The 24,792-nt window shown below is 72.4% G+C and carries 22 protein-coding genes and 1 tRNA gene; 7 read left to right on the forward strand and 16 right to left on the reverse strand.

Translation table 11 applies throughout. The annotated features are described in order from the left end of the window. Nucleotides 1-23: 23 nt before the first annotated feature. The 4 genes from ASC82_RS02415 to ASC82_RS02430 all read right to left on the reverse strand — a co-directional run bounded on the left by ASC82_RS02415 (nt 24) and on the right by ASC82_RS02430 (nt 5,793). The gene (locus ASC82_RS02415) at nt 24-1,490 is read right to left on the reverse strand and encodes an LAETG motif-containing sortase-dependent surface protein (RefSeq protein ID WP_056640702.1); all 1,467 of its coding nucleotides are present in this window, start codon (nt 1,488-1,490) and stop codon (nt 24-26) included. Nucleotides 1,491-1,714: 224 nt separating this feature from the next. Continuing rightward, the gene (locus tag ASC82_RS02420) at nt 1,715-2,185 is read right to left on the reverse strand and encodes a single-stranded DNA-binding protein (protein ID WP_056640705.1); all 471 of its coding nucleotides are present in this window, start codon (nt 2,183-2,185) and stop codon (nt 1,715-1,717) included. A 187-nt stretch (nt 2,186-2,372) separates the two neighbouring features. Continuing rightward, the gene (locus ASC82_RS02425; RefSeq protein WP_056640708.1) at nt 2,373-4,175 is read right to left on the reverse strand and encodes a GTPase; all 1,803 of its coding nucleotides are present in this window, start codon (nt 4,173-4,175) and stop codon (nt 2,373-2,375) included. Between the two features lies 1 nt (nt 4,176). Then, nucleotides 4,177-5,793, reverse strand: a complete 1,617-nt coding sequence (locus tag ASC82_RS02430; protein WP_056640711.1) for a dynamin family protein — start codon at nt 5,791-5,793, stop codon at nt 4,177-4,179. Nucleotides 5,794-6,096: 303 nt separating this feature from the next. Here ASC82_RS02430 and ASC82_RS02435 point away from each other — a divergent pair. Next, nucleotides 6,097-6,169: transfer RNA gene (locus ASC82_RS02435), tRNA-Arg, on the forward strand. A 344-nt stretch (nt 6,170-6,513) separates the two neighbouring features. On the opposite strand, the gene ASC82_RS02440 is transcribed toward ASC82_RS02435, so the two are convergent. After that, entirely contained in the window at nt 6,514-6,996 is a 483-nt protein-coding gene (locus ASC82_RS02440; RefSeq protein ID WP_157863426.1) for a hypothetical protein, read from the reverse strand. Nucleotides 6,997-7,148: 152 nt separating this feature from the next. Between ASC82_RS02440 and ASC82_RS02445 the strand changes: the two genes are divergently transcribed. Further along, nucleotides 7,149-7,634 (forward strand): DUF4265 domain-containing protein, encoded by a 486-nt coding sequence (locus ASC82_RS02445; RefSeq protein ID WP_056640718.1) that lies wholly within the window; start codon nt 7,149-7,151, stop codon nt 7,632-7,634. 73 nt (nt 7,635-7,707) lie between these two features. Here ASC82_RS02445 and ASC82_RS02450 read toward each other — a convergent pair whose 3' ends face one another. The 3 genes from ASC82_RS02450 to ASC82_RS02460 form a co-directional block, all read right to left on the reverse strand. Beyond that, nucleotides 7,708-8,160 carry a hypothetical protein gene (locus tag ASC82_RS02450; protein ID WP_056640722.1) on the reverse strand — a complete coding sequence of 151 codons (453 nt, stop codon included), beginning with the start codon at nt 8,158-8,160 and terminating at the stop codon, nt 7,708-7,710. A gap of 378 nt (nt 8,161-8,538) precedes the next feature. Then, entirely contained in the window at nt 8,539-9,009 is a 471-nt protein-coding gene (locus tag ASC82_RS02455) for a PaaI family thioesterase (protein ID WP_056640725.1), read from the reverse strand. A 38-nt stretch (nt 9,010-9,047) separates the two neighbouring features. Then, nucleotides 9,048-9,665 carry a LysE family translocator gene (locus ASC82_RS02460; RefSeq protein WP_056640728.1) on the reverse strand — a complete coding sequence of 206 codons (618 nt, stop codon included), beginning with the start codon at nt 9,663-9,665 and terminating at the stop codon, nt 9,048-9,050. Between the two features lie 111 nt (nt 9,666-9,776). On the opposite strand from ASC82_RS02460, the gene ASC82_RS02465 reads away from it, so the two are divergent. Together ASC82_RS02465 and ASC82_RS02470 are read left to right on the forward strand one after the other, a co-directional pair. Beyond that, entirely contained in the window at nt 9,777-10,229 is a 453-nt protein-coding gene (locus ASC82_RS02465) for an Lrp/AsnC family transcriptional regulator (protein ID WP_024757337.1), read from the forward strand. A 202-nt stretch (nt 10,230-10,431) separates the two neighbouring features. Continuing rightward, a complete protein-coding gene (locus tag ASC82_RS02470) occupies nt 10,432-11,238 on the forward strand; it encodes a YhjD/YihY/BrkB family envelope integrity protein (protein ID WP_242427541.1) in 807 nt (268 codons plus the stop codon). A gap of 10 nt (nt 11,239-11,248) precedes the next feature. Here the strand turns inward: ASC82_RS02470 and ASC82_RS30880 are convergent, their stop codons facing one another. The 4 genes from ASC82_RS30880 to ASC82_RS02490 all read right to left on the reverse strand — a co-directional run bounded on the left by ASC82_RS30880 (nt 11,249) and on the right by ASC82_RS02490 (nt 16,641). Further along, the gene (locus tag ASC82_RS30880) at nt 11,249-12,562 is read right to left on the reverse strand and encodes a DUF4157 domain-containing protein (protein ID WP_079038984.1); all 1,314 of its coding nucleotides are present in this window, start codon (nt 12,560-12,562) and stop codon (nt 11,249-11,251) included. Between the two features lie 152 nt (nt 12,563-12,714). After that, nucleotides 12,715-14,052 (reverse strand): esterase-like activity of phytase family protein, encoded by a 1,338-nt coding sequence (locus ASC82_RS02480; RefSeq protein ID WP_056641479.1) that lies wholly within the window; start codon nt 14,050-14,052, stop codon nt 12,715-12,717. Nucleotides 14,053-14,188: 136 nt separating this feature from the next. Then, on the reverse strand, nt 14,189-15,055 hold the full coding sequence (locus ASC82_RS02485) for a hypothetical protein (protein ID WP_056640732.1): 867 nt from the start codon (nt 15,053-15,055) through the stop codon (nt 14,189-14,191). A gap of 125 nt (nt 15,056-15,180) precedes the next feature. Continuing rightward, nucleotides 15,181-16,641 carry a DUF2079 domain-containing protein gene (locus ASC82_RS02490; protein ID WP_242427520.1) on the reverse strand — a complete coding sequence of 487 codons (1,461 nt, stop codon included), beginning with the start codon at nt 16,639-16,641 and terminating at the stop codon, nt 15,181-15,183. A 273-nt stretch (nt 16,642-16,914) separates the two neighbouring features. Here ASC82_RS02490 and ASC82_RS02495 point away from each other — a divergent pair, with 273 nt between their 5' ends. Together ASC82_RS02495 and pucL are read left to right on the forward strand one after the other, a co-directional pair. Further along, nucleotides 16,915-18,063: a winged helix DNA-binding domain-containing protein gene (locus ASC82_RS02495; RefSeq protein ID WP_056640735.1), complete on the forward strand. Its 1,149-nt coding sequence runs from the start codon at nt 16,915-16,917 to the stop codon at nt 18,061-18,063. A gap of 225 nt (nt 18,064-18,288) precedes the next feature. Further along, complete coding sequence (pucL, locus tag ASC82_RS02500; protein ID WP_056640738.1) at nt 18,289-19,206, forward strand: factor-independent urate hydroxylase; 918 nt, start codon at nt 18,289-18,291, stop codon at nt 19,204-19,206. A gap of 9 nt (nt 19,207-19,215) precedes the next feature. Here the strand turns inward: pucL and crcB (ASC82_RS02505) are convergent, their stop codons facing one another. Continuing rightward, nucleotides 19,216-19,569, reverse strand: a complete 354-nt coding sequence (gene crcB / locus ASC82_RS02505; RefSeq protein WP_056640741.1) for a fluoride efflux transporter CrcB — start codon at nt 19,567-19,569, stop codon at nt 19,216-19,218. Then, the gene (gene crcB / locus ASC82_RS02510) at nt 19,566-19,988 is read right to left on the reverse strand and encodes a fluoride efflux transporter CrcB (RefSeq protein ID WP_079038986.1); all 423 of its coding nucleotides are present in this window, start codon (nt 19,986-19,988) and stop codon (nt 19,566-19,568) included. The genes crcB (ASC82_RS02505) and crcB (ASC82_RS02510) overlap by 4 nt, the downstream gene beginning before the upstream one ends. 375 nt (nt 19,989-20,363) lie before the next feature. Here crcB (ASC82_RS02510) and ASC82_RS02515 point away from each other — a divergent pair, with 375 nt between their 5' ends. Continuing rightward, nucleotides 20,364-21,629 (forward strand): transposase, encoded by a 1,266-nt coding sequence (locus ASC82_RS02515; RefSeq protein WP_056640747.1) that lies wholly within the window; start codon nt 20,364-20,366, stop codon nt 21,627-21,629. Nucleotides 21,630-21,682: 53 nt separating this feature from the next. Here the strand turns inward: ASC82_RS02515 and ASC82_RS02520 are convergent, their stop codons facing one another. Both ASC82_RS02520 and ASC82_RS02525 read right to left on the reverse strand, forming a co-directional pair. After that, the gene (locus ASC82_RS02520) at nt 21,683-23,695 is read right to left on the reverse strand and encodes a helix-turn-helix domain-containing protein (protein ID WP_056640750.1); all 2,013 of its coding nucleotides are present in this window, start codon (nt 23,693-23,695) and stop codon (nt 21,683-21,685) included. 180 nt (nt 23,696-23,875) lie between these two features. After that, nucleotides 23,876-24,784, reverse strand: a complete 909-nt coding sequence (locus tag ASC82_RS02525) for an AfsR/SARP family transcriptional regulator (protein ID WP_242427521.1) — start codon at nt 24,782-24,784, stop codon at nt 23,876-23,878. Between the last annotated feature and the right edge of the window lie 8 nt (nt 24,785-24,792).

Genomic DNA, 24,792 nt, shown 5'->3' on the forward strand with positions numbered 1-24,792 from the left:
ACGTCAGGTACCGGAGGTCGCCGTCAGTGACCGGCGGCCTTCTTCTTGCGGAGGATGAACACCGCGGCTCCACCGATCACGACGAGCGCGGCGGCGATGCCGGCGATCATCGGGGTCGCGTTGGAGCTGCCGGTCTCGGCGAGGTCGCCGCCACCGGTGGTGCCGGTCGTGCCGGTGGTGTCACCGGTCGGGGCCGAGGTCGACGGAGCGGCCGACGGGGTCTCCGTCGAGGGCTGCGTGGAGGGGGTCTCCGACGGCTCGGTCGAGGGACCCGTGGTGGTGGGGGTCTCCGAGGGCTGCGGACCCGGGGTGGCCGTCTTGCAGTCCAGGACGCCCTCGAAGGTCTCCTCGAAGCCGTTCGGACCGGTGATCGTGAACTTGTACGCCTCGTCCTCGGCGACCGGGACCGTCACGGTCTTCGTCTCACCGGCGGCGATCGTGTACGAGGTGCCCTTCAGGTCGAAGGTCCAGGCCTCGTCGCCCTCGTTGGAGGCGATGATCTCCAGGCCGCCCTTGGCGCAGTCCTTCGCGACCGTGACGGCCGGGACGGGACCCTGCTTCGCCCAGGTCGCGGAGGCCTTGGCGGAGACGGTGGAGGCGGTGGAGCCCGCGAGGATCAGCGTCTGGGAGGGGCCGTCGATGGAGACGAAAGCCCGGCCCAGGGAGACCTCGGCGGTGGCCTCGGCGGTCAGCTCGGCGCCGCCGTCGGCGGTGCCGGCGGGAACGTCGAAGAAGATCTCGTCGCCGTTCTTCGCCTCGGTGACCGGCTGGCCGGCCTTGTCGACGATCTTGACGCCGGCCGGGGCACCCGGGGCGATCGCGATGGTCGGCTTGGAGTTGGTGGTGACGGTGATCGGGCCGAGCTTCTCGCCGGCCTTGCCCGCGACGGAGGACGGCGAGAGGGCCAGGGAGGCCTTCGGCTCCTCCAGCGTGGTGGCGTCCTTGAGGAGCTGCTCCGTCAGCTTCTTGGCGTCGTCACTCTTCGGCGTCGCCGTGACGTCGTCGGAGAGCGTCCAGATCGCGGCCTGGGTGCCGGCGGCGGCCTCGCCCTTGGAGAGGTCCACGCCGAGCTTCGCGCCGAGCTGGTCGGCGGAGAGCTCCGGGTAGCCGTTCTTCAGGATCCAGAGGATCTTGCCCGCGTTCTCGTTGTTGTGCAGGGAGGACTCGTCCCAGCCGACTTCCTTGTAGTCGAAGTCGTGCTTGGCCGGGGTGCGGAGGTCGATGCAGTAGGTGAAGAGCGTGCCCCCGTCCGCAACCTCCATCTTGAAGAGACCACCCTGGACGCCCCACTTGGAGCCGTCCTTCTCGGTGATCTCGACGCCGCCGACATCGGGCGTCAAACCGCCGAGCTTGGCCGTGACACCGCCGGTACCGGCGGGCTCATCGGCGAAAGCCGGACCGGCGGTGGCTATCGCACCAGCCGCGACAAGGCCGGAGACCAGGGTCGCGGCGGCCAGGCGGGCAGCGCCACGCCCACGAACTGAAAACATTGCTTTCCCCTCCGGGCGAGCCGCTCCGCGAACATCGTCGATTCGCGTGGGGGGAGCGCACGCCAGCAGACTCACAGACTCGATGGGCTCATGTGCCACATGAGTACCTGGGAATCCTATGGACGCGGAACCCCCCGGTGCCCGGCCATACGTTCAGATAACCATTCCGTCTCAGAATCGTTATCCCCCCGGCGAGTTGGTCGACAAATCCCCACAACACATGGTCAGGAGGCGGTCACCAACCGCTTCGTGGCCTCGGTCCACGGGTCCTGTTCGGGCGGCCGGCCGGGTGCCTGGACGAGGGTCGGCTCCTGCTCCGGGCGGTGCCCGGTCTCCGCCCTCGCCGCACGCCGGAAGGCCGCCGTTCCCCGCGTCAGATCGTGCCCGACGGCCAGCGCGTCCACGTCCACGAAGGTCTTGCGCTGCCCGTCGCGCTCGTCCTCCCGCACCCTCAACCGGCCGTGCACCACGAGCGGTTCCCCGACGGAGACCGAGGCCGCGAGATTCGCCCCGAGCGACCGCCAGGCCGACACCGTGTAGAAGCTCGTGCTCCCGTCGGACCAGAGCCCCCGCTCCCGGTCCCAGCGCCGCGCGGTCACCGCGAAGCGGAACCGCGCCACCCCGCCCCCGGCCGTCTCCCGGTACTCCACCGCCGTCGCCACGTTGCCGACGAGCGTCACGGTCGTGTCGTTCATGGTTCCGCCCCCACCTCTGCGTTTCTCTCGGTCGGCACCATGGTGGGGGCAGTGGGGAACTCCCCGCCGGGAGCTGTGGACGACCGGACGACTGTGGACAACTCCCTCACCCGAAAGGGAAGAAGCTCCGAGAAGCCCGGCATACGCGGACGAGGGCGCCCGGCATACGCGGACGAGGGCGCCCGCCCTACCTCCCCCGCACACCCGCCCTCGTCGCCCCCATGCGCGACGCTCCGGACCGGAGCCCGCCGACCACCCGCGCCGAGGGCCGGGTGCCGACCACCGTCGCGTACTGCTCGCGCACCTCCCGGTAGCGCATCAGCTCCGCCGCCACCGGGTCGAGCACCCGGGCCCGGCCGCAGGCCGCGGCCGCCTCCCGCAACCGGCGCTCGGCCTCCTGCCCGTACCGCCGCGCGGGGCCCTTCACGGCGCCCTCGCAGGCCCATTCGACGAGCGGACCGCCGACGATGCCACCGACCATCACGAGGACGGGCGGCAGGAGCCCGGGCTCCACGACACCGACGATCTGGCCCACGAGCCACAGGGCGCCGAAGATCTGCAGGAGCGTCATCACGACCTGCGCGAGGACCGCGGCGGGCCACCAGGCGGGCCTGGGCGGCCGGGCCGCCGGGTCGCCCATGCTCACCGTCAGCTCGTCCAGGGCCTCCGGCAGCCCCTCGGCCCCGCGTGCCGCCGCCTCCCGCACGGCCTGCGCCCAGGGGGCGGGGAGCCCGCGCGAGGCCTCGTCGGCGACGATCCGCACCGCCTGCTCGACACGCTGCCGCGCCGTCAGTTCGTCCTCGACGGGAGGGTCGAGGCGCGGATCGGTGGAGCCGTGCGCGCGCAGCCGCTCGTACCAGCGGTAGAGCCGCAGCCAGGGCGTACCGCAGGCGCGGATGGCTCCCCTGCGCCAGACGCGCTCGGCGGCCTCCCCCGCGGCCTGGGCGCCGACGGCGACCGCGAGCCGGTCGGCGAAGTCCCCCCGGGCGCGCTCGTCGAGGCCTGAGCGGCCGTCGGCGAGGTATGCGGGGCGCAGCCGGGCGGCGGCGGCGTCGATGTCGGCGGCGAGCCGGCGCTCGGGCGCGGTGCGTTCCTGGACGAAACGGCCGATGAATTCGCGCAGTTCGGGGATGCCCTCGCCGCTGAGCGCGGAGACGGCGAGGACGGTGGCGCCGGGTTCGCCGTGCTCGCCGAGCGCGACCCCGTCCTCGTCGAGGAGGCGGCGCAGGTCGTCGAGGACGAGGTCGGCGGCCTCGGTGCCGAGCCGGTCGATCTGGTTGAGGACGACGAAGGTGACCTCGGCGTGTCCGGCGAGGGGGCGGAGGTAGCGCTCGTGGAGGGCGGCGTCCGCGTACTTCTCGGGGTCGACGACCCAGATGACGGCGTCGACGAGGCCGAGGACCCGGTCGACCTGGTCGCGGTGGGCGGTGACCGCCGAGTCGTGGTCGGGGAGGTCGACGAGGACGAGGCCCTGGAGCTCGGCGTCGGCCGCGCCGCCGGCGAGCGGGCGGCGGCGCAGCCGGCTGGGCACGGAGAGCCGGTCGAGGAGTCCCGCGGCGCCTTCGGACCAGCTGAGCGCGATGGGCGCGGAGGTGGTGGGGCGGCGCAGGCCGGTCTCGGAGACGGGGACGCCGGCGAGGGCGTTGAAGAGCGTGGACTTGCCGCTGCCGGTGGCTCCGGCGAGGGCGATCACGGTGTGCCGGGAGGAGAGCCGCTGGCGGGCGGCGGCTTCGTCGAGGACGCGCCCGGCCTCGGCGAGGGCCTCGCTCTCGACGCGGGTGCGGGAGAGGCCGACGAGTTCGTGGAGGGCGTCGAGCCGGGTACGGAGGGGACCGCCGTAACTCCCGCCGAGCAGCGGCAGCGCGTCCTCCTCCGGAACGTCCCGCACGTCGTCCCCCGCCACAGCGGCGGCCCTCTCGCTCGCCCGCCGGGCGATCAGCCCGTCGTCCCAGCTTTCACGGCGGCCGGAGCCGCGGTCGTCGTCCACCACGTCACTTCTCCTTCTGCAGTACGGAGAGCGCGGCGATGAGCTCCGCCTGCGGCTCGGGGGTCACGTCGAGCCCGTCGAGGGGGGCGAGGCGCCGGTCGCGCTCGGCGTGCAGGACGCGGTCGACGTACGAGAGGACCAGCTCGCCGCCCTTGTCGCGCAGGCGCAGGGCGGCTTGGGCGCCGAGGAGTTCGGCGAGGCGGTCGCCGGCGGCCCGGGCGCGCCGGCCGCCGAGGAGGGAGGCGGCGAGGAGCGCGGCGACGGTGTCGGCCTCGGGGACGGCGGTGCGGGAGGCGCGGGAGCCGGAGGGCCGGTCGATGTTCCGTACCTCCTCCTCGGCCAGTTCTTCGAGGACGCGGCGCCAGCGGCGTACCTCCACTCCGATCCGCTCCCCCGCCTCCCGGTCGCCGCCGGTCCGGGCCGGGCCCATGGCGTCGGCGGCGGGGTCGCGGCGCCAGGCGTCCCCCACGCGCTCCTCGGCGGCGGCCGCGGCGCAGTGCAGGAGGGCGGCGAGGGATTCGGCGAGGGCGTCGAGCAGTTCGTCCGCGGTGCTGTCGCGGGGGTAGCCGCGCCAGCGGGTGCGGGCGTCCCCGGCGAGGACGGCGCCACGGCCGAGCTGCTGCCGCACCCGCTTGCCCTGCTCGCGGTAGGCGGCCTCGACGGCGCCGCCGAGCCGGACGGCGGAGGCGTACTGGGCGGCGACCGCGCCGGCCAGTTCGGGGAGCCGGGCGTCGAGGGAGGCGATGACCCCGGTGGCTGTCCGGTCGACGGCCTGCTGCCGGGCGGCGGGGTCCTCGGCGCGGTGGGCGAGCCAGGCGCGCAGCGGGGCGACGGCGCTGTCGGGCAGGAGTCCGCTGCCGCCGTCCGTGGACTCGGGCAGCTCGGGAATGGTGAAGCGGGGCACGTCGCCGAGGCCCGCCTTGTCGAGCAGCGCCTCGTACTGGCGGGAGACCTCCCCGATGACCTGGTGCGGGACGCGGTCGAGGACGGTGACGAGCGTGGCGTCGTACTCCTTCGCGGTACGGAGCAGGTGCCAGGGGACGGCGTCGGCGTACCGCGAGGCGGTGGTGACCATCACCCAGATGTCGGCGGCGCAGATCAACTCGGCGGCGAGAAGGCGGTTCTCGACGACGAGGGAGTCGATGTCGGGCGCGTCGAGCAGGGCGAGCCCCCGGGGCAGGGAGGCGGCGGTCTCGACCCGCAGGGCGTTCTCCTCGGGCGGCTCCTCGGTGGAGTGCTCCTCGTCGGCCTGGGGCAGCCAGACGCGGGTGAGCTGCGGGAGGACGCGCATCCCGGCGAACCAGTGGTGGTCCTCGGGGTGACAGACGAGGACGGGCGTCCGGGTGGTCGGCCTGAGCACCCCCGACTCGCTGACGCGCCGCCCCACAAGGGAGTTGACGAGCGTGGACTTCCCGGCCCCGGTGGAACCGCCGACGACGGCGAGCAGCGGGGCGTCGGGATCCTTCAGGCGGGGCACCAGATAGTCGTCGAGCTGAGCGAGGAGCTCGGCCCGGGTCTGCCGGGCGCGTGAGGCGCCGGGAAGAGGGAGTGGGAGACGCACGGCGGCGACACGGTCGCGCAGGGCGGAGAGTGCGTCGATCAGCTGAGGCCGTTCGTCCAAGGTCACCACATGCGAAGAATGCCCAATTTATGAGTGTTTTTGAAGCGTATAAGCGCCCTGCGCGCCGAGAGAAGGGAAGGGCGACCGGCGCCGCAGGCATAACGAGTGCACAACACCCGCCCCGAGTGGCGCGAAAAGCGCTGCGCGAATCGCACCTGCCTGCGATTATCGTTCCGCTTCACCGAACCTCCACATCGTGCCACGCAGGTGAAGCACCCGGGCCAAGGCGATCGGAGCCCTATCCTTGTCCCGGCAGGCCACACCCCACCCACCAGGGCCTCCAGGCCACACGGCCACCACCCGGCCCCCGTAGCTCAGTGGATAGAGCAGGTGCCTTCTAAGCACTTGGCCGCAGGTTCGAGTCCTGCCGGGGGCGCAAGACCGGGACCCTCCTTCGGGAGGGTCCTTTTTGCTGGTCCCGGCGGTTTCCGATTCCCAGAGGAAGGGCCGGACGCACCGCTCGGCGGGGTCGGGGCACGTCCGGCGGTGTCCGGCTGATTCCGGGTTTCCGCGGGTGGCCGCGGAGAATACGCGGGGAAGTTTTCAGGCCCCTTGCACGGCCGGTCCGGCTGGTCTCCCGTCACTGGCAGCACTTTGATCGCCATCTGCATCCCCTCCGGTTCGATCACCGCCCGCAGTGCAGACCGTCCAGACCGGAGCGGCCAAGCCGCTGATCGATCCGAACCGGCTAGTGGCGGGAAGCACGCGGTGCGCGCCTCGTCACCAGCCTCCAGCAGGTACGGGCCCGTCGGATGAGTGGTGGGGTTCGTTCTCGGCCGCGTACTGGTCTCCGATGACGAAAGTGCTCGCGCATTCGGGGCATTCGGCGCGGTCGAACAGCCAGGTGATTCCCTCTGCCAGCTGGGCAAAGCCGAGGCCACGGGCTGTTTCGTGCATCCATGCGGCCAAGCCGTCGAGGTCGCTCGGCTCGGCTTGCCGGAGAGGGCGGCGGCGGAGGTCTCCCCGGTCCCGGTCGCGGTGGGCCGAGTAGCGGCCGTGGACACCGATCGCGATGGTGACGCCGAGGTGGCAGTGAGGGCAGCCGACCCCGTAGAAGCCGTCTTCGAAGTCGTACTCGGCCAGGCTCCACACGCTCGCCCCGGCGAATGCGAGATGAGCGCGGAAGAGAGCCATCGCGGTCGCCGTTGACAGGTCGTGGTCGTCGAGGCGCCGGGAGACCATCTGTTTCAGTTCGACGATCAATCGCCGGACGGCGATTGCAGAACTCTCTCGAGAACGGGCGGAACCTCGTCGTACGGTCCGCGCCCGTACCTGGGCAACCGCCACTCGATCATGCGCCGATTCAAACACGGGCCACCTGGGGCCCTGCCCGGGAGATCGTGCATCCTGACCGGATGACGCAGACCGGAGTCGAACAGGTGAAGGTGCACTTCCGCCTTGAGACGAACGGTGATTGGCCGCCCGCCTCGGTGGAAAGTCTGTGGGCTCTCGACCAAGGCGACGGCACCGTGCGCCTCGACAACACTCCCTGGTTCGTACGCGGCGTGGCGTGCGGAGACGTCCTCACCACCCACCCCGACGCGGATGGTGTTCGCTGGGCGGGCCATGTGGTCGAGCCGTCGCAGCACTGCACGATCCGACTGATCGTGCTGCGTGACAAGGGATCCGGCCCAGCGCGGCAGAGCGTTCTGAACGCCTTCGCGGCACTGGGAGTGGGCGGAGAGGGGATCGAGCGGTTCGGCATGGTCGCTCTCGACGTGCCGCCGGAGGTAGACCTCGCAAAGGTCCAGCGGCTCCTCGATCACGGCGTGGCCCAGGAGTGGTGGGACATGGAAGAGGGCTGCATCACCGACGTCTGGTGGGCAGCACGGGCCAAATAGATGCGCGCGCTGCAGTCACCACCGCCGTGCGAAGCAGCGTCACACGGGCGGCAGGCCACTTGAAGCTCGCCGGTCAGTAGTCGAATGAGCCGAGGTGCCGGCGCAGCAGGTCACCGATGACTTCGCGGCCCCCTCCGGTCGGCAGCGACGAGGGGGTGTCCTCGCCGTTCGCCATGGCGAGGCTGCTGGCGAAGCGCACAAGGTTCGGCTCTGGGGCCAAGGAGTCGCGCAACCAGACGGCGAAGGCGCCGGCTTCGTCCGCGGTCACGTCGGTGAGGGTGATGTAGGCGTAGTCGGGCGCGGTGATGGCCGCAGTGCCGTCCACCCACACGTCGGAGGCCAGTTCGATCTCGAAGTCCAGCACGGTCATCTCGTGGACGCCGGACCACCGGTGCCCGATGGTGGGGTCGGGGAACGCCTCCCGCAGTGCCCGCTCCAGGGACTCCAGCGTGGCGTGCCAGGCTCCGCCGTCCTTCTCGGGAGGGTAGAAGGCGAAATTCGTCCGGATGTTTCGTTCCGTGGCCATGGTCTTCCTTGTCATCAGGGGCCGTACCGCGTCGAGCCGGGCGTGCCCGCCGTCGCCATCATGGGCTGCCGGCAGGCGGCGTCGTCCTGGCCGTTCGTCGCAATCGCCAGGCCTCTGATCTCGCTCTGGGCGCCCGCATGATCCGCAACCTGGAGCCCGAACCCGGTGAATTACCGTCCGGCGGCCGGATTCGCGCACCTCGGGCTTCCGGAACCCGAGACGCTCGGCGTGAAGGTGTTCTCTCACAAGCACGGCGAGGGCCCGGGTCGTGCCAGGACCCCGGCTTCTACCAGAAGCAGGGGTGGGAGCTGCTGGGGGAGGTCCCCTGCGATCCGGCGGGCACGAGCCGCGTCTTCATGACCAAAGAACTCGCTTCGATCAGGGCGATGCCGGCCGCCCACTCGTAGTGCGGATGAGGGTCTGCTGGCCGTTGGCGACCAGCTTTCTGGTGCCGTCGTTCTGGACGCCGTAGACCTCCAGTTGGCAGACCGTCAGGGTGCGGCCGGGCTTGAGGACGGTGCCGATCGCTTCCAGGTGGTCGCCCGCGGCGGGTGCGAGGAGGTTGATCTTGTACTCGACGGTGAGGACCTCGGAGTCCTCGTCGAACAAGGTGAGCGCGGCATAGCCGCCGGCGCTGTCCGCGATGGCGCTGGTGGCGCCGGCGTGGACGTAGCCGTGCTGCTGGGTCACTTCGGGGCGGGCCGGGAGCACGATGTGGACGCGGCCGGGGCCGATGTGCGCGAGGTGCGCGCCCAGGTGGGACATCAGGCCCTGGAGGGCGAAGCTGTCCTGGATGCGCTTCCGGACCGAGGCGGTCGCCTGTTCCTGCTGCGGCTTCCGGTCTTCCATGTGCGGGCTCTCATTCGGGTCATAGCGGGTGGGGTTCCTCAGCCGGCCAGGCGTCCCACCAGCAGGAAGCCGCCGATGGCGATCATCATGGCGCCGCTGACGCGCGTGACGACCCGCGCGGCCGAGGGCCGGGTGCTCAGGACCGTACGGGCCAGGACGCCGACGCCGAGGTAGACGACGGCGCACGCGGTCAGGTGCATCGTGCTGAGCAGTCCGGTCTGCGCGGCGACCGGCCAGCCCGTGGCGGGGTCGATGAACTGCGGGAACAGCGAGAAGTACAGCAGCAGCGCCTTCGGGTTCAGGCCGCTGATCCCGGCCCCCTTGAGCATGACCCGTACGCGGGAGGCGTCCGCGCTCCCGCCCGCGGCAGCCGGCACGACCGGCTGTCGCAGGACGCCCCAGCCCAGCCACAGCAGGTAGCCGGCCCCGGCCACGGTCAGTGCGGTGAGCGCGGCCGGGGAGCTCGCCACGATCACCGCCAGGCCCGCGACGGCCACGAGCGCGTAGGCCGCGTGGCCGACGATCAGTCCGGTGACGGCCGGGACGACCGAGCGTCCCCGGAGCCCGGCGGAGATCGCGTACGCCCAGTCCGCGCCCGGAGTGAACACCAGCAGCAGGTCCACTGTCAGGAAGGCCGCCAGTGTCGTCGTGTCCATCGATCGTTCCCTCTCGCATGTCTTGCTCTGGAGGGAACGCTAGGCCGGATATGCCCGAAAGTGTTTGCGTATTTACCCCATGATCGCGCGATCTGAGGGAGAATCTTCTCCATGGACGCCATGGACCGGAAGATTCTTACCGAGCTGCAGCTGGACGGCCGCCTGACCATCACCGAGCTGGCCGCCCGCGTCCGGCTCAGCGTCTCGCCCTGCCACCGCCGGCTGCGCGACCTCGAACGCGAGGGTGCGATCCGCGGCTACCGGGCGGTCGTGGATCCGGCCGCCGTCGGCCTGAACTTCGAGGCCCTGGTCTTCGCCACCCTGCGCTGGGAGACCCCCGACACCGTCACCGCCTTCGAGGAGGCCGTGGCCGCCGTCCCGCACGTGCTCCAGGCGCAGCGCCTGTTCGGCGAACCCGACTACCTCCTGCGGGTCGCGACCAGCGACCTGACCGCGTTCCAGGAGCTGTACGACCAGCGGCTCGCCCGACTGCCCGGAGTCCAGCGCCTGACCTCCACCCTCGTCATGAAGAACGTCATCGCCGACCGCCCGCTGCCGGAGTAGCTCCGCCCGGGGCAGCCCGGTGACTCCGTCGGGGCGGTGTGGGACCGTGGAGACATCGGCACCATCAGCGGTCCCTGGAGCTGCCTGGAGCGGCCATGCACGACATCCGGAGCGCAGCGGACGTGTCCACGCCGTCGACGGCCCGTGCGCCGGCACGCTGATGTCCTCCCGTACCGCCGGGCGATGGTCTCCGTTCGGGCGGATCCTCAGCGTGATCCGCAGAGTGCGGGCGGGACACCGCTGGGGGCAGGTCAGGGATCTCGAGCTCTGGCGCCTCTCGCTGGGATTCGCCGCGCTCGGGTTCCTCACGCTCGTACCGCTGCTGATCGTCGTGTCCGCGGCCGGTGCGGGAAGCGGGAAGGGGTTCGCGCAGTGGGTCGGCGACGGCATCGGTGTGTCCGAGGCCGCCAGGACGGAGATCGAGAGGCTGTTCGCCCTGCCGGGCCAGGTGCGCCGGACGACGACGGCGTTCGGCCTCGCCCTGCTCGCCGTGTTCGGCCTCTCCTTCGGCACCTTGGTGCAGAGCGGCTACGAGAAGGTCTGGGACCTGCCGCCGGGCCGCTTGCGGGCCCGGTGGCGGCACGTGGTGTGGCTCGCCGTGCTCATCGGGGTCCTCTACGTGTTCGCGGTCTCCCCCTTCTGGCATGAGAGCCCGGCCGCCGGCGTCGTCTCCCTGCTCTGCGGCACCCTGTTCTTCTGGTGGTCGCAACGCCTGCTGCTCGTCGGCCGGGTGGCCTGGACCACCCTGCTGCCCGGGGCGGTGTCCACCGTGCTCGGACTGCTCGGGCTCAGGATCTTCTCGCGGCTGGTCTTCTCACCGCTGATCGCGTCCAGCGCCATCACCTACGGCCCGTTCGGAGCGTTCCTCGTCATCCAGACCTGGCTCGTCGCCGTGGGCGTGGTCGTGTTCGGCGGCGCGCTGACCGGCCGGCTGGTCAGCGCCGAGCTGCCCCGGTTGAATCACGCGCTCGGACACGCACTGAGGCGCGCTTTGAAGCGGCGGGAATGACGCTCACCGGTCACATGTAGTAGTACTGGTCGCCCATGTCGTCCCCCGGTTCGAAGCCGAACGCCGGGCGGGCGGTGCTGAGGAGCACCGGGTGGATCTCCTTGGCGGTGGCGGTGATCAGGGTGAACAGGGTCTCCATGCGCTCCACGGTGCTCTGGTACCACGTGTCGAATTGCCCCCTGGCGGTATCGTTCTGCAGGTCGGTGTCGCGCTTCACGCCGCGTGCGACCTGGTCCGTGATGGACGTGATGAGGTCCGCCCGGAGCGCCTCGAGTGCCGCACCGTTGTCCCAGGTCGGCGTGCCGCAGGTGGCCAGGGCCGCCCGCACCGTGCCGGCGAATTCGCCGTAGCGGATGGAGTTGGGGTCCTCGCCCGCGGCGTTCAGCGGTTCGCCCCTCGACGCGGAGCGGAAGCGCGTGTTGTCGCGGAGCCTCTTCGCCAGGGCCACCGACTTGGCCAGTTCCCCCATCTGCACGTCCAGGTTCCAGCTGCCAACGCTCTGCGACACCGTGAGCTTCCGCCGGTTCGCCACGATCAACTCGGTGCGGGCCCGCACCCTGTCGACGAGGGTCTCGCCGGCTTCCAGCGTCAGGGAGTCGAAGCCGTTGAAGATGTGCTCGCCCTGGGCGTGGACGACGGGCGCGCGGTGGACGACGGGCGCCCGCTGGACGACGGCGCCTTCGTTCCCACCGGCGGGCGTGACGGCGCGCTGGGCCACGATGTCGTGGTGCGCTCCGGCGCCGCCCGACATCACCCGGGTGGCGTTCGCCTCGGCCTCCCGCTCGAAGCGGTCGGACGGGTCGGAGACCTTCAGTCCCGAGCCGTTGTCGGTGCCGGCGACGGCGCCCCGCCGCTGCTGGATGACGTGCGTGAGCTCGTGGGCGAGCGTGTGGCCGTCGCCGCCGCCGTCGCCGATGACGACGTGGCTTCCGGAGGTGTAGGCGCGGGCGCCGACCTCGGCCGCGGAGGCTCTGGCGGCGCTGTCGTCGTGGATGCGGACGTCGGAGAAGTCGGCACCGAGCCGGGCCTCCATGTCCGTGCGGGTCGCGTCGTCGAGGGGCTTGCCGCCGGTGCGCAGGACGTCGTGGACTGCGGACCGCTGTACTGCGGGCTGCTCGGCCTGCCCGTGGCCGCAGCCCGCCCCGTGCTGGTGCTGCTCCGGCTGCGCCCACTCGTGGCCTGACCGGCGGAGCATCTGGACGACCGCCGCGTTGCCCGCGCCTGCCTGCAGGGCGAGCAGGCCGGCGGGGGCGTCGTGCGCGGTGGCGCGGGTGGCGGTTCGGGCGGGCTGCTTGCTGTCCTTGCTCTGCTCGTTGGCGCGCATGTGTCTCTCTGGCTCGGCGGCTGGCCGGCGTGGGATTCTCACGCCCTGCGTGGGTGGTCCGCGAAGTCTTCCAGCGGACGCAAACAGCCAGCTAACGCAGCCGCCCGCCCGGCGTTAGCGCGCCCGGGACCACCCCCCGGCCGCCGCGGTCGTCAGCGGATCGGGCGCGGCAGGCGGACGCGGACGAGGGTGGTGTCCACGCCGCTGTCGACCAGGCGGCCCGCCGCGTCGAAGGCCGCGGGGCCGTCCGTCATCCCGAAGTCGTTGTCGTTGAGCAGGACGAGGGTCGAGCGGCCTTCGAGGGCGATGCCCTCGATCTTGCCGGGGACGCCCTCGACGGTGTTCAGGTCGAGGACCAGGCGCTTGGGGAGCACCGGGACCTTCGCCGACGCCGCGTCGTCGAGCTGCTCCAGGGTCGGGCCCGCCGCGGTGTCCCAGGTGGTGCCGAGGATGTCCGTGCCGCGGCGGAGCCTCACCTCGTACACGCGGGAGGCCTTGTCGGTGCGCTCCTGGACGAGGAGGCGGTCGCCGCCGAGGGCGACGAGGGCGGAGATCTTGAGCTCGGAGGTCTTGGTCTGGCCGGGCTCGACGACCTCGACCGGGTCGAAGCGGTAGGCGTACTCGGCGGTGACGCGGTGCGTGCGGGTCGAGAAGCGCAGCAGGCGCGTGGTGCGGGAGTTCTCGCCCGCGGCCTTGTCGGGGTTGAGGAGCGGGCTCTGCAGGGCCATGACCAGGTCGCCGCCGGGGAGCAGCGCGAGGCCCTCGAAGCCGCGGTTGATCTTGCGCTCGAGGAAGATCGACGGGAGCGACTCGATCACCGGGTAGTCGGCGCCGGTGAGGCCGAGGCCCTTCGGGACGTGGCGCGCGAGCACCCGGCCCTTCGCGGAGACGTGCACGAGGGAGGGGCCGTACTCGTCCACGAGCCAGAAGCTGCCGTCCCGGTCGCGCACGAGGCCCTCGGTGTCGAGGCCGTTCGGGTTGTACGCGAGCGGGGTGGAGGCGTCGTACGTGTACGGGGCCTCGTCGCGGCCCGGCTGGTTGGGCAGGCCGGTCACGGGGGCGCCCGACGCCGTGGTGAGCGGGAGGGACTTCAGGACCTGGACGCGGCCGCCGACCGCGCGGATCTTCACGATCGCCGGGTCGAAGCCGGGCACCGGGAACGTACGGCGCTTGTCCTTGCCCACGGCTATCTGCCCGTTGGGGCCGCGGTCGGTCACGGTCCAGTACTCACCGGGCCGTTCGGCCGGGTACAGGTCGCTGCCGATGCCGCCCAGGTCGACGCCCCGGTCGTCGTCGACGCTGCCCGGCAGCAGGCCGTTGCTGAAGGCGGCCAGCGGGAGGTCCGGCAGGGTCGAGGTGGAGACGACCCGCGCGGTGGAGCCGTGGTGAGCCGGCGTCGCGTCGGCCGTCCCCACCACCACCGAGAGCGCGAGTGCGGCGGAGACGGGAAGCACCACGGCGGCGGGCCGGCGCAGGAGGCGCGGATTCAAGTTGAACTCCTTGGACACGTACGGGCGGGTGAGCGCGGGCTCATCGTGCGATTCCGCGCGCAACGCCCGGCTACGTGCTCACGACGTCCCGGTGAGTCCTGGGTGAACGCGCGTCTCCTGCGGCCGGCGGGGGTGATCAGTAGCGGTCGAGGATCAGCTGCGTCTTGAGGATGTCGCCGTGGTGGAGCCAGCCGTTCGTCTCCGCGAGGGCGATGGCGTCCTCGTGCAGCTCGGCCGCGTCGGCGTACGAGTCGGTCTTGAACGACAGCTCGACGACGTACTCCGTGCCCGTGCCGCCCGCTCCGACGACCGGCAGCACCTCGATGCTCGCGTCGTCCGAGGGGCCCCAGGCCCCGCCGTACACCTTCGCGGTCACCGGGCCGTGCGCGCGGGAGGCCTGGAGCGTGGTCTTGCCCCAGTCGGCGCTGCCCCAGTCCTCCAGCTTGCCGGGGATGTCGTTGACGAGCCAGGTGCGGCCGGTCGTGCTCGTCGGCATGGCCGTGCCCGAGTAGCCGCTCGCGCTGTGGCTCTTCTCGGTGCTGAAGCTGAGGGTCTGCTTCGCGTAGCCCCAGTCGACCTCGGCCTCGTAGTTGGTGTCGCCGCTGTCGAAGCCGGCGGCGTTGGCCGCGGTGAGCGCGGCGTCGAGGTCGCCGTTCGTGACGGGGAACCGCTTCTTGTACGTCTCCTCGAACGACGAACCGCTCTTGTGGCGGAGGCGAACGCTCCACCCCTGGGCGTCGAGCGCCAGGCCGTCGGTGTCGTAGTAGCTGTACGAACGGGCCTTGGCCGAGCCGGTGATGCCGAACGCCGCCTTGACCGCCGAGCTCGGGGCGTGCGCCGAGTCCAGCGCCGCCGCGGTGAGGTTGATCTTCACCTCGTAGGTCGGTACGGCGTTGGCGGCGGCGTACGCCGGCGAGGTCGGGGCGAGGAGCGCGACGGCGACGGCGAGGGAGAGGGCGGCGCCGGCGGCGGCCGGGCGCGGGGCCCGGGAGGTGAAGGTCATGCCGCTGATCGTCACGAGGGAGAGTGAGGGGCGCGTGACCTTCGGGGGTGGAGGCGGTGAACCGGCGGCGACACCCCGGCCCGATCCACGTGAGCACGACCCCTGGAGCCTGCGGCGGATCAGGCCTAGCGCAGGAGCAGGTTCGTGCCCACGTCGTCCGGGACGGCCTCCCGGATCGGCGTGCTGTCCGGGCCGGGGACGCGGAGGCCGGGTATCGCGGTCCGGGTCGTGCGGTGCAGCAGGACCGTGCCGGCCCGGCGCCAGACCTCCGAATAGCCATGGGCCAGGAGGAGTGCGGCGCGGGCGCTCTGGTCGTCCGTCGAGGCGAAGGGGAACGTCCTGTTCTCCACGCGCAGCAGCACCCAGTCCGCGCCCCGTGGCGTCGCGTCGGCGATGACCACGTGCGTACGGGCCGTCAGGCGCGGGGCGATGGTGTTGTCCGCCTCCACCGTCGCGCCGTCCGGGATCAGTTCGGCCGCCGTGGCGAGGGGACGCTTGTCCGGGCTGGGCGACCAGTGGTCCGGGCGTACGAGGAGACCGAGGCCGAGGGTGACGGCCGCCGCAGAGGAGAGCGCGAGCGCGGCGAGCGCCCAACTCCGCACCCCGACCCGCTTCTTGTGCAGGCGGGCGAGCGTCTCCAGGGACGCGGTGACCAGGATCGGCCACAGGAACGCGTCGTAGTGGTTGATCACCGGCCAGTGGTTCGGATTGTCCGACAGGACCCGCTCCGCGAGGAGGGGCACGGCGAGCAGGAAGGTCGGCGAGCCGAGCGGCAGCAGGGCGAGCGTGCCCAGGATCCAGGCCAGCATGGCGACCTTGACGAAGGGGGTGACGGAGACCTGGAGCAGCACCCACGGGGCCGTGAGGACGTGGGCCAGCGCGGCGCCCGGGTCGGCGCCGAGGCTTCCGTACGACCAGTAGTAGCCCTCCGGGCCGCCCATCGCCGGGAGGAACCAGGTGATGGCGGCGGCCGAGACCAGGGGCCCGGCGAGGGCCAGCGCGGCTCCCGTCGCCCGGCCCGCGCAGTCGCCAGCGCGGTGCGCGCGTACCGCCAGGACCAGGCCGAACGCGCCGGCCACCAGGCCCATGTCCTCCTTCGCCGTGCACAGCAGGAGCGCCCAGCAGGCCGCCGCCGCGTACCGGCGGGCCAGTCCCCGCTCCAGCATCAGGAGGGTGAACGGCACCGCGAAGGCCACCTCGTGGAAGCCGTTGTAGGAGGAGTTGAGGAGCGGCCAGCCCACCGCGTACACCAGCCCGCCGAGGTCGGCCGCCCGGCGCACCACCCGCGGTTCGGCGCCCGCGAAGCAGTGCCGGGCGATGCGCCGGACAACCGGCACACCGACGGCGAACAGCGCGGCCTGCGCGAAGAGGAGGACCCGCGGGTCGTCCCACACCCAGTACAGCGGCGCGAGGAGGGCGAGCGCCGGGGTGAAGTGGTCGCCGAGCAGCGAGAAGCCCGGCGGGAACTCGTGGTGAACGTTCTTGATCGGCGACCTCGGCAGCTCGAAGTGCGCGTACGCGCGCACCGCCTGGTCGAAGATCCCCAGGTCGAAGCCGGTGAGCCGCAGGGCCGTCCAGGACTGCATCCCCAGGCCGAAGCAGACGGCGAAGCAGAGGAGGGTGAGGGTCGTGCCCCGCCCGCGCCGGAACCGGGATGGCGATGGCGATGGCGACGGCGACGGCGACGGTGACGGTGACGGCGATGGCGGGGTCGACGCCGACGGCCGAGGAGACGCTTGCGTTGGCGCGCGGCCCGTCGCCGCATTTCCTATGTGTGCCGAAGCCGTCGTCGTGGTCGTGGTCGATCCCATGAAGGGCGACGCTACGCGTTCGGCGCGGCCGCGAGCGAGAATCGGGCCATGGTGATCACCGTGCGCGCCCTCAACCGCTCCACCCTCGCCCGCCAGTTGCTCCTCGACCGCGCTCCGGTCGACGTCGAGGAGGCCCTGCGGCGGGTGGTCGCCCTCCAGGCGCAGCAGCCGGGTTCGCCGTACGTGGCCTTGTGGAACCGGGTCGCGGGCTTCGACGCGGGCCGGTTCGACGCCGCCGTGGAGGGGTTCCGGGCGGTGCGGTCGACCCTGATGCGGCTGACGCTGCACGTGGTGCACGTCGAGGACTACCGGGCGTTCCGGGAGGGCATGGAGCCGACGCTGCGCGGCTCGCGGCTCGGCGACCACCGGTTCAGGGCGGCCGGGTTCACGCCGGCCGACGCCGACGCGCTGCTGCCCGAGCTCCTCGCTTACGCCGAGCGGGCACGGACCGGTGCCGAGATGCTGAGCCGTCTCCAGGAGGGCCGCGGCGGTCCGGTGGAGTCCGTGGTCTGGCGGATGATCCGGCAGTACGCGCCGCTGTGGCACGCCCCGACGGGGCCGCCGTGGTCGTACGGCACGGCGCAGTCCTTCGTCACGGCGAACGCCCTACCCGCGCACCGGGATCCGGACGCGGTCGCCGCGGGCCTCGCGGTGCTCGTCCGCCGCTATCTGGAGGGGTTCGGGCCGGCGTCCGTGGCGGACGTCGCGCAGTTCTCCATGACCCAACGGGGGCGGGTGCGCGAGGCGTTGGCGGCGCTCGGCGACCGGGTCGAGCAGCTGCCGGGGCCGGACGGGGTGGTGTTGTACGACGTGCCCGGGGCGGTCCGGCCCGACGAGGACGTTCCGGCTCCGCCGCGCCTGATGGCCATGTGGGACAGCATCCTGCTGGCGTACGCGGACCGCGGTCGCGTGATCCCGCCCGAGTACCGCAAGTCCGTGATCCGCGTGAACGGCGACGTCCTGCCGACGGTGCTCGTCGACGGGTACGTCGCCGGGGTCTGGCGGCTCGTCGGCGGCGGGATCGAGGTCTCGGGGTTCCGTCCGCTCCCGGCGGCCGTGTGGGAGGAGCTTGCCGAAGAGGCCGGGGCCCTCGGGGCGTTCCTGGCGGGCCGGGATCCGCTGGTCTACCGGCGCTACGACCACTGGTGGGCCAAGGGCCTGCCGCTGGTCGAGACGAAGGTGTTCCCCACGCGCTGACCCACGCGCTGACCCACCCTCCGCCTTGCACACCATTGCCTGCGGCCGGGACTGCACATATCTTCGAGCCGACACCACCTACGGACCGGGATGCTCGTCAGTCCCGGGGCGGTCCGCCGTTCACGGGCCGGACGGCGGGGGGCGGGCCCTTCGGGACGACGGGGCCGCCGGACGCCGGGCGTACGGGATATCCGTATCCACGTACCCGCAGGAGCTGAGCAGCACATGAGCAAGCACGTCCTGGCACAGAACCAGTACGGCAAGGCCGAGAACCGCATCGTCACGGTCACCCGCAAGGGCAATGACGGCGCGTGGCACGAGATCCGCGACCTGAACGTGTCGGTGGCGCTGCGCGGTGAGTACCGCGACGTCCATCTGACCGGCGACAACGGCAACTGCCTGCCCACCGACACCACCAAGAACACGGTCTACGCCTTCGCCAAGGAGCACGGCGTGGCCTCCCCCGAGGCCTTCGGCATCCTCCTCGCCCGGCACTTCGTGACCTCGCAGCCCGTGATCCACGAGGCGCAGATCCGGATCGAGGAGTACGCCTGGGAGCGCGTCTCCGTCCCCACGCGCAAGGAGCAGCACTCCTTCGTCCGCAAGGGCCAGGAGGTCCGCACCGCGCAGATCACCTACTCGGAGACCACCGGGCTCCAGGTCCTCTCGGGCCTCAAGGACCTCACCGTCATGAACTCGACGAACTCCGAGTTCCACGGCTTCATCAAGGACCGGTACACGACGCTCCAGGAGGCGTACGACCGGATCCTCGCCACCAAGGTCACCGCCCGCTGGGCGAACTCGGCCCCGGCGGCGGCGGACGCGGAGCACGACTGGGACCGCTCGTACGACAAGGTGCGGCGCCACATGCTGGAGGCGTTCGCGGAGACGTACAGCTACTCGCTCCAGCAGACCCTGCACGCGATGGCCGACCGGGTCCTGGACCACGTCCCCACGGTCAACGAGGTCCGGCTCAACCTCCCGAACAAGCACCACTTCCTCGTGGACCTGGAGCCGTTCGGGCTGAAGAACGACAACGAGGTGTACTTCGCGGCCGACCGGATGTACGGGCTGATCGAGGGCACCATCCACCGCGACGGCGTGCGGCCGGTGATCGCGACCAGCGACTGGATCACCGCCTGAGCCACCGGATCACCACGGCCTGGCCGTCTCGACTCCCAGCCATACGGCTCCGAGTCCGGCGGCCAGGCTGCCGGCCACGTTCAGCACCGCGTACCCCTTCGCCCCGTCCTCGTACAGCTTCAGCGTCTCGTACGAGAAGGTGGAGTACGTGGTGAGGGCCCCGCACAGACCGGTGCCGAGCAGCAGGTGCAGCCGCTCCGAGGAGACGCCGGTGAGCAGCCCGAGCACGAACGAGCCGACGACGTTCACGGCGAACGTGCCCCAGGGAAGACCGAGGCCGAAGCGGGCCTTCGCCAGCCGGTCGGTGAGATAGCGCAGGGGCGCGCCGACGGCGGCGCCCGCCACGACCAGGAGCCAGTTCACGCGGGCCTCACCCGGACCGGTGCGACCGCCCGGGTGGCGGCGACCCCCGCCCAGACGGCGGCGAGGGCGGTGAGCACGGTAGCCCCCAGATAGAGCAGGGCTCGGGTGGTCTCGCCCGCGGCCAGCAGCCGCTGGGTGTCGAGGGCGTACGTCGAGAAGGTCGTGAACCCTCCGCAGAACCCGGTACCCAGGAAGGGGCGGAGCAGCGGATGGGGATTCACGCGGATGCGGGTCTCGGTGAGCAGCACCATGAGGACGCCCAGCACCGCGCAGCCCACCGCGTTCACCGTGAAGGTCGTCCAGGGGAAGGCGTGGACCGGGGTCGGCCAGAGCAGCGAGGCGCCGTAGCGGGCGACCGCGCCGAGGGCGCCGCCTGCGGCGACGGCCCCGACGACCGGCAGCTCTCCGCGCGTTCCCATGCACCGAAGGGTACGGGTCCGGGGCACGGGGGAAGTCGAGGCGAGGCGCACAGGCGCGGTCCCCGGCCTGGGGCATTAACCGGGAACCGGCCCGTGCAGCCTCGCTCTGCGATGGTCCGGCCACGCAACGCGACGGGTCAAAGCCGGGCCTGTGAGTCTGTCAGATCCCCCCGCGGGGTATTCCGGAACACCGGAAGGGGTGGCCGGATCAGGGCCACGGAGTCGGCTGTGACCTGGGGTGTTGTAGGGGGAGGTGGTCCGGCCACCATTCGGCGGCCGATTCGGGTGCCGGGTACACCTCGTCCCGGAGGGCGGGGACGGGCGACGGTGGTGGAGCAGCGGGAGGGAGCTGCGCAACCTTCGGGCAGGAGTGTCGTGAGTACATCCGTCGCAACCAAGCGCAGGGCCACCACCGGGGCCGTCTCGTCCTTGCCGGTGCCCCTGAGCGTCGCCACGCCCGTCGGTGCGTCCGGTGCGGGCGAGGAGGCCTACGCCGAGCTGTGTTCCGCGCTCTTCTCCGGCTTCCCGCGCCGCGACCAGCGCCTGAAGGCCGAGCAGTACCTGCACGGCCTGCTCACCGCGCAGGGCCGCAAGTCGATCCGTAACATCGCCGCGCAGATAGGTGGGCCGGCCGCCGAGCAGAGCCTGCACCACTTCGTCTCCAGCTCGACCTGGGACTGGCAGCCCATGCGGGCCGCGCTCGCCCGGTACCTGGAGCGGAACAGCTGCCCGCAGGCGTGGGTGGTCCGGCCGATGCCGATCCCGAAGGCCGGGGAGCACTCGGTGGGCGTGGACCGGCGGTTCGACCCGGAGCGCGGTCAGGTCTTCCACGGCCAGCAGGCGTTCGGCGTGTGGTTCGCGAGCGACGAGCTGAGCGTGCCGGTCAACTGGCGGCTGTTCCTGCCGGACCCGTGGGTCAACGACCGCACGCGGCGCGACCGCGCGGAGGTTCCCCAGGAGGCCGGCGAGGAGACGCTCGAGGAGTGCGCGGTCGCCGCGGCGCTCGACACCGCCCGCTGGCAGGACGTCACCCGCAAGCCGGTGCTCCTCGACATCCGCGGCGGCGCGGGCCGCGCCGCGCTCACCCGGCTCGCCGGGGCCGGGGTGCCGGTCGTGGCGCGGATCGGGCCGGGTTCCCGGCTGGCGATCGCGGACCGTTCGCTGCCGGGCTTCGGTGCCGGGCCGCTGTCGGCGGTGCAGATCCTGGAGTCGCTCAAGGGCCTGCGCAGGCCGGTGAGCTGGGTGGACACGGTGGCCGGTGTGCGGACCTCGCGGACGTCGCTCGCCACGGCCGTCCGGGTCGCGCTGCCGACGCCGGGCGGCGAGCGGATGCGTCCCCTGGTACTGCTCGGCGAGTGGGACGACCCGCGGCGGGCCCCGGCCCGGGTGTGGATCAGCGATCTGACGCACTCCCCCGTCGGCTCCCTGCTGCGGCTGACCAAGCTCGCGCGCCGGGTGGAGCGGGACTTCATGGAGGTCGGCGAGGGGGCGGGGCTGCGGGACTTCGTGGGCCGCTCGTTCCGCGGCTGGCACCGTCACATCACGCTGGCCTCGGCGGCGCACGCGGCGACGCTCCTGGCCGCATCGGACGGGGACGCGGCCTACGACTCCGGGTACGCGTCGCGACGCTCGGCGAGCTGAGCCAAGCAAAAAGCAGAGCAGAGCAGTTGAGAGTCGACGGGCCGGCACCCCCCTTAGGGGGTGTCGGTTCCGGCCCTGCCCCGGGAGAGGACCTCGCGGGTGCGCTGGAGGCGCAGCGCGAGCTGGACCTCCAGGACCTGGCCCGGCTTCTGCCACTCCGGGCCGAGGAGTTCGCCGATCCGCTCCAGCCGGCGCGAGACCGTGTTGGGGTGGACGTGCAGCGCCTCGGCCGCGTTGGTCGGGCTGCCGCCGGAGGCGAAGTACGCCTCCAGGGTGCGCGTGAGGTCGGTGAACCGCTCGGCGTCGTAGTCGAGCACGGGCCCGATCGCCCCCTCGACGAAGCCCTCGACGTCGTGGTCGTCGGAGAGCAGCATCCCGAGGAAGCCCAGGTCGGACACGGACGCGGCCGAACCCGTACCGCCCAGGGCGCTCATCGCGTCGAGGCAGCGCCCGGCCTCCTGGTGCATCCGTCCGATGCCGTCCGGGCTCGTCGCGGGTCCCGCGGCGGCGACGGAGACGGGGTGGCCGAGCAGCGGTGACAGCTCGGCGGCGACGGCCTTGGCGGCGGCGGAGGCGTCGATGCCCGGGAGCAGCAGCACGATGCAGCCGCCCTGCACGGTCTTCAGGCCGGAGAGCCGGTACGCGTACGAGGACGCCCACACGACCGCCCTGCCCTGCTCGCCGCCCTCCGGCCTGGCCAGCACGAGGACGTGCGGTTTGCGCAGGTCGACGCCGAGGCGGCGGGCCCGTTGCGCGAGCTGTTGCGGCGCATGCGGCGGGTCCGCGATGAGGTCGTCGAGGAGTTCGTCGCGTACGGGCCCTTCGGCGACGGCGGTGGAGCGCCGCATCAGGAGGAGGAAGGCGACGGACTGGGCGGCGAGTTCGAGGAGGCGCTCGTCCTCGCCGGTGAGTCCGCTCGCGGCGCGGATCACGAGGCCGCCGAGGTCCTCGGAGCCGGCGATGACCGGGGCGACCCAGGTGTCGTCGTCGGCGAGGACGGGGCGGCGGCGGGCGTGCGCGTCGAGCGAGGCCTTGGCGACGGCCTCCTCGTCCAGGCCGGGGATGTCCCCGCCGGCGAGGGCGCGGCCGCCCTGGTCGCGGATGAGGACGGTCGCGTCGAGGGCGTCCCCGGCGGCCTTGGCCACGTTCCCCAGATCGCCGCCCGCGAGGACGAGGTTCATGATGCGGCTGTGGGCCTCGCTGACGTGCCGCATCCGGGTGAGGCTGGTGCGGACGCGGGAGCTGTCCCGCTCCAGTTCGGAGACCTCGGCGCGGGTCCGGTCGAGGAGTCCGGCCTTCTCGACGGCGAGGGCGGCGAGGTCGGCGAGCGCGGCGAGGAGGGCGAGTTCCTCGGAGGTGTGGTGGCGGACGCGCCGGTCCGCTCCGTACAGCGCGCCGATCACCGTGTCGCCGCTGCGCAGCGGCGCGGCCATGATGGCGTGCAGGTCCTCGGCCCGGACGGCGGCCTCGGCGGCCTCGTCGAAGGCGGGGGCGTGGACGCCCGCGTCGAGGGAGCCCGAGGGGGCGAAGCGCTCGTCGGCGAGGTAGTCGGCGGTCCAGACGGGTTCGCCGTGGAGCTGGACGGCGCCGCCGAGCCCGTACCCCTCGGCGATCTTCAGCCCGGGGGCGAGGCGCGGTCCGGCCGGTCGGCCGGTGCCGGTGTCGAGTCCGGCGCGGGCGCCCTCGGTGGTGTGGACGTAGCAGCTGCCGTGTTGTCCGCGCAGCGTCACGAACGCCATGTCGAGGCCGAGGAGCCGGCGGGCGCGGCGGGTGACGACGCGGAGCAGGCTGTCGAGGTCGTACGAGAAGGTCAGGTCGCGCGCGGTGTCGGCGAGGGCGGCGAGTCCGGCCTCGCGGCGCGCGTCGTCCTCGCGTCCGGAGCGGACCTGGTCGGCGAGCTTCACGGCCCGTTCGAGGCGGTCGAGTTCCTCGCCGGAGAGGCCGGCCAGGCGGGCCTCGTCGAGGAGTTCCTCGAAGCGGGCGGCCGGGGCCTGTCCGGCGAGCAGTTCGAGGACCGTGAGCAGCGCGTCGGCACTGCCGGCCGCGTCCGCGCCGTGCGAGGTCATGGTCTCCACCCCCGTAGTAGTGCGAAATAGGGCACCTCGGCGGAAACCCGTCTCATCTGCCGAAATTAATTCGGCTTCGGGAGTCGGTCAACCTCGGCGTGCCGCACGTCCACAACGGCGACCTGACGTACTTCGTTCCCGGACTCGTGCCCGAGGGTGCGTCCCGGCCCCTTCACTCCCTCAGACGAGGGAGCCCACGGGGACCGGACGGGCCCTCACCGGGCTGTACTGGGCGGGTACGTGGGCCGGAGCATGGGCCGACGGGTGGGCGGCCATGTGGGCGGGGATCCGGGTGAGCGGCCGGACGGGCGCCTGGGTGCCGAACACGGACCGGCCCGCGGTGTTCCGCACGGCCAGGACCGAGCGGTGCAGCCGGCGCACCCGCGCCGAGGGCTCCATGCCGCTCTCCCCCGCGAGCGCCGCCCGCAGCCGCTCGTACGCGGCGAGGGCCTCGTCGTGGTGGCCGCAGCGGAGCAGGGCGACCATGTAGTGGGCGTGCAGGGGTTCGTTGGTGCGGTAGCGGGCGACGAGCCCGGAGAGTTCGGAGACCAGCTCGGCGTGGTGACCGAGGCCCAGCTGGGCCTCGACCCACTGGTCGAGCACGCTCAGGCGGGACGCTTCGAGGCGCTCGATCTCGCGGCGGAGCCGGGGGCCCGCCGCGACGCCCGCGTACGGCTCGCCGCGCCACAGGGCGAGTGCCTCGCCGAGCCGGAGCGCGGCGCGCGGGAGGTCGCCCGCCTCCATCGCCCGGTATCCGGCGCCCGCCGCGCGCTCGAACTGCCAGACGTCGTGGGCTCCGCCGCCGGTGTCGAGGCGGTAGCCGCCGGGCTGGGAGACGAGGATCGCGTCGGCGGTGCGCCGGTCGGACCAGCCCGGACGGGGCTCCGCCGGGTCGGCGCCGCGCAGCGCGCTCGCGATGAGCGTCCGCAGCTCCGCTATGTGGGACTGGAGTTCGGTCCGGGCGCCGCGTGGGGCGCCGGAGGGCCAGAGCTCCTCGGTCAGGACCGTCACGGGGACGACCTGGTCGGCGCTGGCGGTGAGCAGGGCGAGCAGCTGCCGCGGTGCGGCTGCCGTCGGGGTGATGGACACGCCGTTCT

This window comes from Streptomyces sp. Root431 (assembly GCF_001426585.1).
GTDB lineage: Bacteria > Actinomycetota > Actinomycetes > Streptomycetales > Streptomycetaceae > Streptomyces > Streptomyces stackebrandtii.